This window comes from Halalkalibacter flavus (assembly GCF_036663575.1).
GTDB lineage: Bacteria > Bacillota > Bacilli > Bacillales > Bacillaceae_D > Halalkalibacter > Halalkalibacter flavus.
On sequence record NZ_JAWRVK010000015.1, the window covers coordinates 40,992 to 54,697 of the forward strand.

At 36.4% G+C, this 13,706-nt stretch carries 12 protein-coding genes and 1 pseudogene; 11 read left to right on the forward strand and 2 right to left on the reverse strand.

The window, feature by feature from the left end:
• Positions 1-364 precede the first annotated feature (364 nt).
• The 3 genes and pseudogenes from SAY88_RS11555 to SAY88_RS11565 form a co-directional block, all read left to right on the forward strand.
• On the forward strand, positions 365-1,042 hold the full coding sequence (locus tag SAY88_RS11555) for a CAP domain-containing protein (RefSeq protein WP_332631976.1): 678 nt from the start codon (positions 365-367) through the stop codon (positions 1,040-1,042).
• A gap of 217 nt (positions 1,043-1,259) precedes the next feature.
• A complete protein-coding gene (locus SAY88_RS11560; protein WP_332631977.1) occupies positions 1,260-2,732 on the forward strand; it encodes a UDP-N-acetylmuramoyl-L-alanyl-D-glutamate--2,6-diaminopimelate ligase in 1,473 nt (490 codons plus the stop codon).
• 168 nt (positions 2,733-2,900) lie between these two features.
• A pseudogene (locus SAY88_RS11565) lies at positions 2,901-3,059 on the forward strand (aldehyde dehydrogenase family protein); the annotation flags it as partial.
• 183 nt (positions 3,060-3,242) lie between these two features.
• Here the strand turns inward: SAY88_RS11565 and SAY88_RS11570 are convergent.
• Both SAY88_RS11570 and SAY88_RS11575 read right to left on the reverse strand, forming a co-directional pair.
• On the reverse strand, positions 3,243-3,590 hold the full coding sequence (locus tag SAY88_RS11570) for a helix-turn-helix domain-containing protein (protein ID WP_332631979.1): 348 nt from the start codon (positions 3,588-3,590) through the stop codon (positions 3,243-3,245).
• Entirely contained in the window at positions 3,574-4,065 is a 492-nt protein-coding gene (locus tag SAY88_RS11575) for an AraC family ligand binding domain-containing protein (protein ID WP_332631980.1), read from the reverse strand. The genes SAY88_RS11570 and SAY88_RS11575 overlap by 17 nt, the downstream gene beginning before the upstream one ends.
• A 180-nt stretch (positions 4,066-4,245) precedes the next feature.
• Between SAY88_RS11575 and SAY88_RS11580 the strand changes: the two genes are divergently transcribed.
• From SAY88_RS11580 to SAY88_RS11610, 8 genes are all read left to right on the forward strand, one after another.
• Entirely contained in the window at positions 4,246-5,370 is a 1,125-nt protein-coding gene (locus SAY88_RS11580; protein ID WP_332631982.1) for a Gfo/Idh/MocA family protein, read from the forward strand.
• 28 nt (positions 5,371-5,398) lie between these two features.
• The gene (iolE, locus tag SAY88_RS11585) at positions 5,399-6,295 is read left to right on the forward strand and encodes a myo-inosose-2 dehydratase (RefSeq protein WP_332631984.1); all 897 of its coding nucleotides are present in this window, start codon (positions 5,399-5,401) and stop codon (positions 6,293-6,295) included.
• A gap of 159 nt (positions 6,296-6,454) precedes the next feature.
• The gene (locus tag SAY88_RS25985; RefSeq protein WP_431308864.1) at positions 6,455-6,589 is read left to right on the forward strand and encodes a Gfo/Idh/MocA family oxidoreductase; all 135 of its coding nucleotides are present in this window, start codon (positions 6,455-6,457) and stop codon (positions 6,587-6,589) included.
• A gap of 449 nt (positions 6,590-7,038) precedes the next feature.
• On the forward strand, positions 7,039-7,887 hold the full coding sequence (locus SAY88_RS11590; protein WP_332631986.1) for a helix-turn-helix domain-containing protein: 849 nt from the start codon (positions 7,039-7,041) through the stop codon (positions 7,885-7,887).
• A gap of 109 nt (positions 7,888-7,996) precedes the next feature.
• On the forward strand, positions 7,997-8,134 hold the full coding sequence (locus SAY88_RS11595; RefSeq protein WP_332631988.1) for a hypothetical protein: 138 nt from the start codon (positions 7,997-7,999) through the stop codon (positions 8,132-8,134).
• Positions 8,135-8,628: 494 nt separating this feature from the next.
• A complete protein-coding gene (locus SAY88_RS11600; RefSeq protein ID WP_332631990.1) occupies positions 8,629-9,603 on the forward strand; it encodes a DnaJ domain-containing protein in 975 nt (324 codons plus the stop codon).
• A 64-nt stretch (positions 9,604-9,667) separates the two neighbouring features.
• Complete coding sequence (locus SAY88_RS11605; RefSeq protein ID WP_332631992.1) at positions 9,668-10,354, forward strand: hypothetical protein; 687 nt, start codon at positions 9,668-9,670, stop codon at positions 10,352-10,354.
• A 306-nt stretch (positions 10,355-10,660) separates the two neighbouring features.
• On the forward strand, positions 10,661-13,516 hold the full coding sequence (locus SAY88_RS11610; protein WP_332631994.1) for a hypothetical protein: 2,856 nt from the start codon (positions 10,661-10,663) through the stop codon (positions 13,514-13,516).
• Positions 13,517-13,706: the final 190 nt, after the last annotated feature.

Here is a 13,706-nt window from a genome sequence, read left to right on the forward strand (position 1 = left end):
AAGGGAATGTACCTTGCTTCAAAGTTACCTTATGAAAATGGGCACTCTTATTATTTTGTTAAGTACAGAGATCATGGCAGAGTAAGAAAGGTTGTCCTTTTTTACAGTTCTGTAACCAACTGTGTAGGAATCTATAAGATTAGCGACGATTAATGAAATTTGGAAATTGTCATTTTGAAGAATTGGATCGTTTTTGAGGAAATAATTGCAGTTATATCAAGAGTTTTATTGCAGGTAAGTCAGAATAAATCACGGTTGCTAGATTTCCTTTTAATCTAGTTTTTACCAATGAGATTGCAGACTGGTACATGATACATTTTAAGAGAAGGGTCATCCAACAAAACATTCCTTAGGAGGGAAATAGATGAAAAAATTAATGGTTACTGCTTTTCTTGCTACAACTTTAGTTGCTACAACTTTTAGTGGACAGGTTGATGCAAGTGAGAAAGTTCAAATTAAAACGTTTCACGTAAATGAATTTAATCAAGAAACGTTAGAAAAGTGGTATAAAGAAATCTATCAATCATACGAAAGCCAATTTAAGAAACTAGAACAGGATCAAAATAAGGTCGAACACGATCAGTCTGTTGTAGAAGTACAACCTGAAGCCAGTACTGAAAATCAAGTAGCTAATCCTTCAAAGGAAGATGAGCAGAAAGAATTAACACAGGAAGAACAGCAAATGGTCGATTTAGTTAACCAAGAAAGAATTCAACGCGGATTAACTCCTTTACAAGTTAACAAACAACTAACAGAAGTTGCTAGAGTGAAAGCACAAGATATGATTGATCATCAATATTTCTCACATCATTCTCCAACATACGGTTCTCCTTTTGATATGTTAGCTCAATTTGATGTAAGCTATCGTACAGCTGGGGAAAACTTAGCAGGGAACCAAACGGTCGAAGCTGCACATCAAGCATTAATGAATTCTGACGGACATAGAGCTAATATTCTTAATACAAACTATGGTGAAGTAGGAATCGGTATTATTGAAGGTGGTCCGTACGGGAAAATGTTTGTCCAATTATTTAAAGATTAAGATTTCGAAGCTTTAAAAAACCATTTTGTTGAAGGAAGAGGACTCAGAGGGGTCCTCTTTTTTGATGTATAAACGGTTATCGAAGAGTTTAATTTCATATACCGAAATATATTATATGTCACGATAAATTTCCTATTTTCGTGTAAATTGATGGATATTTGTACACATTAATAAAGCTTGCTATTTAAATACAAAAATTAACCGAGGGTAAAAATTTATGAATAAAACATTAAATTATTTGCTACAACCCTTAGGAATACAAGGTAACGAAGATATTAACATTACGGGGATTCAACTCGATTCAAGAAAAATAGAAGACGGAAATCTATTTGTTGCCGTTTCTGGGTATGAATCGGATGGTCACAGATTCATTCATTCTGCCATTGAAAATGGAGCTGCTGCTATTATTGGACAAAAGACACTCAAGGAAACGCTGACGGTTCCATATATCCAAGTGCGTGATTCAAGGAAGGCATTATCGATATTGGCAAATTATTTCTACGACAAGCCTCACAACAAGCATAAAATGATCGGTATTACAGGGACAAATGGAAAAACGACAACCTCATATTTGTTACACCATATATTGAAACATAATGGAAAAACAGCTGCTAGGTTAGGAACGGTTGAATATGTGATAAATGGGAACATGAGAGAATCCAGCTTAACTACGCCAGATGCCATTTTATTACAACAAATGCTTCACGAAAGCGAAGATGAATATGTCGTTATGGAAGTTTCATCTCATGGTATAGACCAATATCGGGTACACGGTCCAATGTTTGATTATGCCCTTTTTACGAATTTAAGTCACGAACATCTAGATTATCACAAAAACCTTGAGAATTATTATCAAACTAAGAAGAAAATCTTTCGGTGTCTAAAGAATGAAGGCAGAGGAATAGTTGGGACATATAGTTCATGGGGAGAGAGATTACACGAAGAGTTAGCAGAAGAATTGATCCCTTCCATTTCGTTTGGACATTCGAAAGGTGTTGAATCGATTTATATAAAATCTTATCAGACTGTTCCTGAAGTGAATTTAGTGATTGATGACAATGGAAAAGAGTATGTCATCAATATGAACATCCAAGGTGAACACAACGTTTTTAATGCGATAGGTAGTTACATATGTGCAAGAGAGATAGGTCTTTCTCCTAAAGAAGTAATAGAGGCATTGGAAACGTTTGAAGGTATCCCAGGAAGGTTTGAAACAGTGGTGATACCAAATGGCACAAAGGCGTTTATTGATTATGCACATACACCTGATGGGCTTCAGTACGCGTTAAAAACAGCAAAAGAATGCACAGAACAATATCTGTATCATATTTTTGGTTTTAGGGCGAAAAGAGATTGTTCCAAAAGAGAAACAATGGTTGAAATCAGTCAAAACCTTAGTGACTATGTATTCCTAACATTGGATGATTTGAATGGGATGAAAAAAGAACAGATGTTGGCTGAGTTAAGAGAACTAAGCAAGCCATACCAAAATATCGTTGTTATGGACGATCGCACGGAAGCGATCGTATATGTACTATCTCTATTAAAAAAAGGCGATGGAATGATCATAACGGGAAAAGGGTCAGAAAATTATCGAGAAGAGTATCGCTTTAAATCACGGAATGATAGAGAAACAATATTACAAGTATTGAACGATTCAGGATTTGAAGATTGTGAGAAGAGTTTATAGAACCTACCTATTTTGAAGATTGATTGAAAAATAGAAGTTTCACATGAGTTCCTTTTGTCATAAAAAGGAAAATAAACAAAATTATTCAATTTTGAAATTTCAGAAAACTTATTGACTAAAGTGAAGTGGTGTTGTAACCAGAAAATCTAGGCAGAGCAATACGAATATGAAAGCCTAGAATATGGAATTATTGGTCTCAACGATGGTCTTCCCTCTGTACCTCAGGCTCCCTTTGGAGGGTTTAAAGAAAGCGGTCTTGGAAGAGAAGGAGGACATCACGGCATTGAAGAATTCTTAGAGGTTAAATATATCTCGATTGAATTTTAATTAATTTTTAGGTGTATGTGTTATAGCATAGACAAAGATTAAAGAAGGAGGTAATCATATTCCTCCTTCTTTTTGTGTGTTACGCATGCACGCACATTTCCATTGATTCAAGCCTGCCTCCCTCTGCGGTTAACAATTATAAGCGCGCAATTGTCATAGGAAGAGAATCAACTGGCCCCTTTCTCAAAAAGGCATTTTTCTAAACTGCTTAGGTGTAATGTCCATGGCGCCCTTGAAAGCTCTGATAAAGTGGGAAGTGGAGCTGAAGCCACATTCCATGGCTACGGTTTCAACGGTCATATTGGTATTGGCTAACAGCTGTTTGGCTTCTAAAAGGCGTCGGTTGACTAGGTACTGATGAGGAGAACTACCAACTTCTTTTTTAAATAGCCTACTAAAATGAAAGGGACTTAGATTGAAACGGGTAGCCAGATTTTTAACAGATATACTATCTTTAAAGTGGACATCCAAATAGTCGCAAGCTTTTTGAATGTCCTCATTTTTTTGGACATCTTTATTGCTCTGCTTCAAAAAGACTAAAAATCCCTTGAATATAAAGAGTGGCTATGTGCTCATCTCCTATATTGCTCTTTAAAAAGGTCATCATTTCTTTGACATAAGCTTTTGCTTGAAGGGATGTCTCCTCAGTAAAAATAGCCCCCTTCATGTTGTACAATAATTCGACATACTCTTCGGTGGCTCCACCTGAAAAATGAAACCAGTTGAAGTGAACTTGTTCCGTCGCATAGTAGTGGTTCGGAAACTTACCACTTAAAATAACAATCTGGTCTTTCTTTGCACAAAAATACTGGTCTCTATATCTGAAGTGTAATCTGCCTTCTAGGATATAGAATAGAATGCAGGAGTCATGGTGGGCTCTGATGACTTCATAAGGTTTGTCACATACATATGTTGCGCCCCAATGGGGGTAATACAGATTTGCTTTCGCAAAATCACTTATCGTGGGAAAATAGATACCGTCTTTTTCCAAAATTCCTAATTCCATGTTTTAATCTCCTAACATTAAAAGTTCAATAAGCAAGAAATGTATACTTTATAGCATATTTATATACTGACTTGTGTATGTGTCTACAATACAATGAATACAGAGGATTAACAAGCAGTGATTCATAGCATAAAATGAATGTTTTGTTATAACATAAGCGTATTTTAGGAGGTAGAACAGATGAAAGAGGTAAAAATCGGTGTTATTGGAGCTGGCTGGATGGCTAAGGCTCATACCATGGCTTTTCGTAACGCAGTATCTGTTTTTGGAACAGAATTTGGAGTGCCTGTTTTTGAGGTCATTGCAGATATTAATGAAGCATTAGCGAAACAAGCCAAAGAAAGCTTGAACTATAATCGATATACGACAGATTGGAAGGAAGTGATTACGGATCCGACCATCGATTTGATTGATATTTCAACACCAAATTCCATGCATTATGAAATGGCCAAAGCGGCGCTAGAGCATGGGAAAAATGTTTTCTGTGAAAAACCGCTTAGTATTTCTGGGAAGCAATCCAGAGAACTGGCGGACTTGGCAAAAGAAAAAGGCGTAGTAAACTATGCGGGTTACTCTAATGTAATGAATCCTGCCAATGCCTATGTAGAAGAGCTTATCAAGACCGGTGCTTTAGGGCAGGTTATGCGTGTAACAGCCACTTATGACCAAGACATGCTTCTGGATCCTGATCTTCCTATTACATGGCGGCACATTAATAGATTAGCTGGTTCGGGTGCCTTAGGAGACTTGGGCTGCCACTTATTGAGTGTATTTCATGTACTTCTCGGAGATATTGAGAAGGTCAGTGGTATGCAAAGCATTGTAATTCCGGAAAGAGCAGTGTCTAAAGGTTCCAAGGAAAAAGCTGTGGTAGAAAACGATGATATTATTCAATTCCTCTGTAAGTATAAAAACGGAGCAATCGGCAGTATTGGATCAAGCAGGGTAGCCACTGGCCGTAAGAATTATTTTTATTACGAGATTCAAGGAACACAGGGAAGTGTCATTTATGACCTACAACGTATGGGTGAGGTTCAAGTTTACTTTAAAAAGGATGAAGGACGTGATTGCGGTTATAGGACCGTTCATCTAAACCCCTATCATAAGGGATTCTCCGCTTTCCAACCTGCGGGAGGCATCGCTATCGGGTTTGACGACATGAAAATCCTTCAGGCCAAGGAAATCCTGTCTGCGGTTACAACGGGTACAGACTATGCATGTACCTTCGAAATGGGTGCTAAAGTGGACAGCATTGTCGATGCAGTACTAAAATCCATCGAAACAGGTGAGTGGGAAGAAGTTTAGTAGAGTTTAATAGAAAGGAGGATACACTATGTTTGAAAACAAGAAAATAAGGCTCGGTATCGCACCTATTGGTTGGACCAATGATGATATGCCCGAACTTGGGAAAGAAAACAGTTTTGAGCAGTGTATCAGTGAGGTGGCTTTAGCTGGTTTTACAGGAACGGAAGTCGGAGGCAGGTTTCCCACAGATCCGGTTATTCTAAAAAAAAGTCTTGAACTTCGCAGAATAAAGATTGCCAGTAAGTGGTTCAGTTCTTTTCTTTGTACAACACCCTATGAAGAGAATGAAGAAGCATTCATTAAACAGTTGTACTTTTTGGAATTGCTGGGTGCAAACCGTATTAATGTATGTGAACTCAGTTACAATCTATTTGCTAAGGAATGCTCCATGTTTGGAGACAAAAAACCTGTTGCCACAGACGAAGAATGGCAAAGTTTGACGGAGGGCCTGAATAAGCTGGGGAAAATAGCTACTGAACGTGGGTTCAAGCTATGCTTTCATCACCATATGGCAACAGTGGTACAGACCATAGAAGAGACCCAAAGACTCCTAGACCACACAAATCCTGAAGATGTTTATCTATGCTACGATACGGGACATTTTACTTTTTCGAGTGAAGATGCTGTCGAGGCAGCCAGATTATTTGGTCCTAGAATAGGACACGTACATCTAAAGGATATTCGTAGAGAAAGAATGGAAGCTGCCATAGCAGAAGGATACAAATTCCGCAAAGCTGTGCTTGAAGGCTGTTTTACCGTACCGGGAGATGGATTTGTCGACTTTATGGGTGTTTTTAAGGCACTGGAAGAATCGGGATATGAAGGCTGGTTTCTTGTAGAGGCAGAGCAAGATCCGGCTCTTGCAAATCCATTTGAATACGCATTAAAAGCAAGACAATACATCAAGAAAATGACCGGGCTGTAAGAACTTATAGAAAAATAGAATGAAAACAGGAGGTTACGAGATGAAAAGATAAGATATGGTATTGTGGGTATCGGAAGTATGGGTAGGTTGTATTTGGTCAAGGGCTGCAGGTGCAGAGGTTATAGCGGTGTGTGCCAGAACTGAAAGCAAGTTAAGAAAATTCAGGGAGAATTTGGTATTGAGTATGGCTATCCAGATTATGATGAAATGTTGAAGAATCCTGAAATCGACGCCGTTGTAATAGCAACAGGAGCGGCAGACCATAAAGAGCAAACAATAAAGCGTGTGAGGTAGGTAAGCACATTTTTTGTGAAAAGCCATTGGCATGAAAAAAACCCCCACATTTTGGATGTAGAAGGATACAGATTGGATAAATATGTAGACGAACTCAAGCGGTCTCACCTTAACGGTCTGCCACGGTTTCGCCTAAAATCCAACCGAGACCGTTTGATATCTAAAACCCTTGAAACCATAAAAACCTTAATTTGGCGGGACTGTGTAGGAATCGAACCTACCGGAGACGGCACGCGCCTCCCAAGCGGTTTTGAAGACCGACTTTGGATTATTTGAAATTGTTATTTTGAAAAGTCCTTATGTACCAAGGGTTTTAATGTATACCCAATCGGTTTTCTATAAGGAATAGCAACGGTTTTACCTGTAGCACTCTCGTATTTTTACTATACGAGAGTCTTTGTAATTTTACAAGAATAAAATTGATAGAGTGGGGCATTGAGGAGAAAGAAATGTCCAAGAAACCAATTACAATCATAGCTTCAGAATCCACGTATCAAAACCTATCTACATTTACCCATATCACTGATTTAAACAATGCTGTGCGTTCCTATAAGGAACAGTTTGCTGATCAGTTAAATAAGACTCAAGTTGCTGTTTTAGACCTCTTACATCGCTACAGTGCCAAATACAAGGGTGTATCATTTCTTACTAAGAATAAAATTGGTGAGCTAATCGGTAAGTCGAGAGTTACTATTATTCGTGCTTGTAAGGCGCTAGAATATTTTGGAATAATCAAACAATACGAAATGAAACGTTCTTCAGATATGCAACAGACTTCAAATGCTATTCAAATTCAACCTTTAGAACTTGTCGGAATTTCCGAAGAGCAAAACACAGAATCAATTGTAACCAATGGTGACAAACGAAAGGTTGAAACACAAGCTATTGAAAAAGTGATACACCAACAAGACCAAACCTTCTTAAAACAAAACCAAAATAATCAAAACAACGATACGCACGTACCAACTCTCAATGACCTTGATCATACTTTTGTTTCAAAAGATATACCGCAGCCATTTATCAACGCTGTGAAGCCTTTTTATAGCACAGCAGTGGAAATTAAAGCTCTCTACAACAAGGTGCGTTTAGCATATCGTAGAGCTAACCTTGATGTAACACTTGATGAGTTAACAATTGATGTTGTCAAAACGTTTAAAGCGTGTATCTATGAGCTCAAGCAAAATAAGGTTCGTAAAGACTTTAAGGGATATTGGTTTAGAGCTTGTGAACGTACTTTTGATGAGGTTTATTATGCTGAGCTGAGAGAGCTACTAGCTAGTGAGAAGGTGTCTGTATGAAGCTCATAGGACGTTTAAAACGCATGGAAACTGAGAAGGCAATAGTTGTTGTAACTGCTATATTGTGTGTTGGATTTATTAGCTTTGTTTGGTCATTGGGCGTGTAATCATGGAATCACTAGCTAGATTTTATAAACAGGCTTTTCTTGCGCTCTCAGAGAACGATAAGCAAGCTATTACTGATGAATTACCAGAAGTTATTGATGAATCAATTGAGGAGAAGTATGAGGAGTTCTTAGCTGATTAAGGGAGCCTCCTTAATTCTTTTCCTACAACATGCCTATCCGGTATGTCACAACAAATAAAATACCAATTTTATTCAATGATCCAAGTTGGAAACAAGAGCATATGGAAGCAAGAATGAGTATGAGAGAGGTAGGTATGAGCATTTTTACATTGTGTCAAAACGCTACCCACCGACACTCTGTAGGAATGTAGGTAACAGAAAATGAACAAAAAATATCATTTCTCACCTTTTAATTCGGTTTTCATAAACCTATTGTTGTTACGTTGTATTTTTATAGTGGGAAATCACTGCGAAACTACCAAAATACGAACGTTGTTGTTTTGTTGTATTTAATTTTTTAAATAAAACCGAACTATAATAAAAAATTTATTTATAAAGTTCGGGAATAGGGTTGATTTCCAAATTCAGTCATGTTATAGTTAATTCACAGACAAGGTTCGTGTCTATAACGTTACCTTGTCTAAAATTACACGACATAATATTAGGAGGTATTGATGACAGTAGAGCAAGCGTTGGAGAGGTTAAAGGATGCTGGTGTAACAGATAGCATTCAAACTGTGAGAAGGTGGCTGAGAGAAGGGAAGATTAAGGCGAATAGAACAGAGAACAGGAAAGCAGGGTTTCTTGTTGATGCAGGAGATTTGAATAGGTTTATTAATGAGAGGACTGGAAGAGATAAGGTTGCTGAGATTAATAATCTGAAAACAAAGCTCAATAATTACAAAAGGCAATATAGTCGATTGGAAAATGCTTATGAGCGATTAGATAATGAGCATACTGAACTATTGAAAAAACAACTTAATGAAAAGAAGAAGCTAGTCAGTGAAGATAGATACACTAACGAGTTTATAAATGTTTTCTACAATCTGATTGACTCAATTAAGAAAAAGATTATGGACGATAGGATATCAATTGATCTTGCTTTCTTAATTGCTAATCATTTTGAAAAAGACGAGCAACAGGAAGTTGACCTTTCAATATGGTGGCTTAATGAACAGAAACACTTTAAGAAACATATAGCATTCTTTAGTAATTTTGTTAAGGCAGGAGCTAAGTTGACTCATGTTGAGCGTTATATGGGGATGATCAGAAAATACGATTTAACCCATTTCCTAAAAGTTGATACGGTTGATTGGGATAAATTTCATACCATATTAATTAATTGGGCTACTGAAGATCGTGACGTTCATGAAGCCTTAGATATAATCGAAAAACAGTTTAAAGAGGATAAAGAGAAGTCAGAGAAACAATATGATGAGTGGTATAAAAACGCTTCAAGTGGTGTTAGCAACTTTTTACCTGAAATTAATTATCGTGAGAAACTGGGCTTATCCTCTACAGCTACCAATGAAGAAATTAAAAGGGAATATAAAAAGTTGATTAAGATACTTCATCCTGATAAGGGTGGGAACGCAAAGATGTTCCAGAGCATAAAGGAAGAATACGATGAGTTTAGAAACAGCATCTAACATTACATAAGGTAACATTACATACTGCAATATTACATAACAAAACAATTAAAGGAGTGGTTGAATGGCAGATGAAACTAAAATTTTTAAGTTGCAACTATTATCAGATGAAGTGGTAAGAAATCCAAACATAACCTCAAAGGCATTTGTTGCTTTTGCTAAATTGTGTGAGATGTACGGTAAGAGAAAGACTGAGACGTTAGAAGTTGATCACAAGGCATTCAAAGGCTATTTATCCATATCAGATAATAGAAGCTTCAAAGCAGTATTACATAACTTGTACGAAAACAATTTAATACTTAATAAGATTGAGACATTGCCTAGAAGGTCTGCTCTAGAGATTCAGATTAATAAGGAAATGACACCATTACATAATAAAAACATGTTCACACAGCTTGATATACGGCTCATAGACAAGAAAATTCTTGATGAGATTGGTACTATTGGTATTCGTTTAATGTATTACTACGAGTCACGTATTAACCGATTGGAGCTATATAAAGATCATGCGTATGCTTCCATTGAAACAATATCTAATGAGACAGGGTTTGCTAAAGAAACGATTGATAAATATAACAAGATATTGCTCAAGCATAAGTTGATTTGGATTAAGAAATTTAAATTAGAGCACGTAGGCTGGGAAGTGGATGGAAATTATATCGATTTTGCAAGATATGCAAATCATACGTATGTGAAGGTGGAAAATATACCAAAATTGTTGGTTCAAATGTACCAAAAAGCAGGATTTTAAAACCCTTATGTATCAATGGATTGAGCCATATCCTATTTTCTACTAGATAAATGATTTTGCTACCAGATAAAAGAAGGTCAATTACTACATAATGAAGATTAACTACTAGACTCTGTCCTATTTACTACGGAAGTAGGTAGGCTTAAAGAAGAGTATAGATATAAAAATACAGTTATAGATACATAAAGAGATACAGAGTATAGATACATATTAAATTGTCCGCGCGCACAGTCGTGCTCACGTCAATTTTGAGGATTATTCTTACATAACATATTAATCAATCAAATTTTGAAGGGGTCGATGTTATTGTCAAACTTAGAAAATCGTGTATTAGTCTATTCAGTAAATACGGGTGCATTCTTTAATGAAAAAGAAGGAAACATTGGTAATCAATTAATGGAGTTAAGAGTTAAGAAGTCTGAGTTAGAAGTTATCAAGTCAATTGAAGAAGGGCAATTCAAAAAGTATCACAATAAAGACCTACATAATTCACTTAAAGATGAAGTTGAAGCATTAGCAGCAAAACATAAGCTATCGAAGGTTGATGCGATAGACAGTATGATTAAGGACATTGAGAAAAAGGTCTCTATACAGAGTAAAAAATTGAAAGCGCTAATTGATAAAAATGAATCGAAGCGTGAATTAAATCCATCTGAATTACTCATAGAGAAGGATGATAGGCAAATCCCCAAGTCTTATAATGTTGTTGCTCTGTTTGAATCTTCATTGTCAAGAACACTGGAGCTAAAAGTAGAGCAAGTAAATGATGCGTTAATCATTGTGAAAGTGTTGTATGAGAAAGTTCTAGAGGATTTGATCATGAAGGGATTTACTTACAACGGTGAAGATTACGTTTATCTATCCTCTTCCAGTGGTCAATTAAAGACAAAGAAATGTGTATTCGCTAAGAAGTCAGCACTTGATAAAGTACATACGAACAAAGAAACGGGTCAAACCTATACCACTGAGCAAAAATTAATGTGTGGATTATCTAAAAAAAGAATCAATAACACTGTATTTAAGAAAGGTGATAAGGAGACTCAGGGAGTTAATATTAACAAATATCTAGCCTACCTAATGCTACAGAACTCAGCCACGACTAAGTGGGAAGGATTCGATATTGATAAAGTTTTAGTTGTTCCAGACTTAGAAATGACAGTCGGTGGTACAGTGGACTTTATTGATCGTGACACATACAAGATTACACCTGATGTTAAGAAGGATGACTTAGAGATGAATGTAACAGATGGGTGTGGGATGATATTACCTTCTGTATCTGAAAAAAGCTTCCAGTTCCGCTTTAATTGGGCGAAAGGCTTGCTCTGTCCGTTCGATTTCTTGAGGTATGCAAAGAACGTAGCAAAGAACGCAAAAGTTACCGATGTATGGGGAGAAACACACGATATTGAAGCAGAGGGTATTGAAATCCTAATTACTTCCAGTCAACTTAAAATGTGGAAGTATTATAAGGATTGGGATGAGTTCAAAGAGCTATTTAAAGCCTATGAGTGTGAAGCTGGTATCTGTAATGTTGAGAATGTCACGAAGGACATGTCACTAAATTACCAATTCATCCAAAGTTTGACTAGCTTAGAGCGTGAAGACCTTAAAGAGATTGCTAAGTTAACGAATGATGATATAGACAACTTAGGCAGTAGTAAAGAAGGGTTATTGCGTACTCTAGGAGCAACAGAAGAGAATCATAATAAGAATCACTTGCAGCAAGCATTGCTTCTACATAATAATTTACTTAATGATCCACACGTGAAAAGTATGGTAAAGAATAAGAAAGAGAAGATGATTAACGATGCTAGAGCAGGTTCATTACGTATTGAAGGTAAGCGTATGTTTGTGTTTCCTGATCTATATGGATATTGTGAATTTTTATTTCTGAGAATTGAGAAGCCAAAAGGACTATTAAGGGATGGTAAGGTATTCTCTAAGCATTTGAGTTATGGTGAATGTGATATTTTAAGATCACCTCAACTATTCAGAGAGCATGGGATTCGCACTAGTGTTAAGAACAAAGATTTAAGTGAATGGTTCGTTGCTGGTGGCTTGTATGTGAGCAATTGGGATTTACTCAGTCGGCTTCTCCAATTCGATTGGGATGGTGATGAAGTTAACGTTTGCACAAACAAACATTTCGTCACCGTGGCTAAAGGGCATATGGAGGGTATTAATCCACTCTTTTATCACATGGAATTAGCACCACTTGAAAAAATTGATGAAAAGAATATCTACAACAGTTTGAAACTTGCATTTGCAGGCAATATCGGGAAAATTTCAAATAAAATTACTAAGATTTATTCAAGCTCGGGCGAATTTACAGAAGATAAGCTCACAGCTATTAAGTTACTTTGCATGTACAATAACTTCATGATTGACTACAGTAAGACCAAGTTTCTTCCTGAGAAAACACCAGAGCAAGCAATGAAAGAAATTAAGGAGTATACAAGTGGGAAAGTGCCTTACTTCTTCCGATATGCAAAGGATTATGATGATAATGATGTTGATGAAAAGGTAGTTAAACAGTTTGAGGAAGTACTAAAGTCAGATGGGGCAGTCGAGAGAGAGTTAGTCCATCAATATACACCTGTTGTTAATAGACTTGAGGACATTATTTCTACAAAGAAAATCCACTTTAGAAAAGTAGCTGATAAACTGGATTACAGAATACTTCTAACGGATAAAAATTTCAAGAAAACAACTAAGAATCAGCAGCTATACAAGGAAATTACAGATAAGTATCGCTTAGTCAATAAGAGTAAGAAGTGGATGATTGATAAAGAGAGTGATGGATACAAAGAGAATAAGTATCTTTACGTAGCTCAAATTATTAAGAAAGATTTCATGACAGTTGCAAAAGGAATTAAACCAAGAGCGAAAGAGGAAGAGGTTGCAGATATTCTTATTGATTTCCTATATAGAGAAAAGAAGGCAGATAATAAGAAGACTCTATGGGAAGTATTTGGGGATGTTATGTTGAACAATATTAAGTTCCGGGTTAGTGGGACTAAGGATTGTGGTCAGTGTAGCACTGAATTTGAAGCTATGACACATAAGGAAAAGTATTGTTCTGATGAATGTAAGGATGAGGCTAAGAAGCAAGCTAAGAGAGAAAGTAAGATGAGACAAAAAGGGAAAGTGACAGCAAGTTGAGGTTTAATAAACATAGTAAAAAAGCCGATTTTTTAAGCATGAGATAATAGCCTATATAGGGAAGGGAACTAAGAGGATCATAAAGAGTTCTCTTCCTTTTCTTTTTTTATTTGAAAATGTTCATACGATACCGTAATTATAATTTATCATAAGTTTTAGACTGTGTAAAGTCCTTGAGTAATTTATTTGA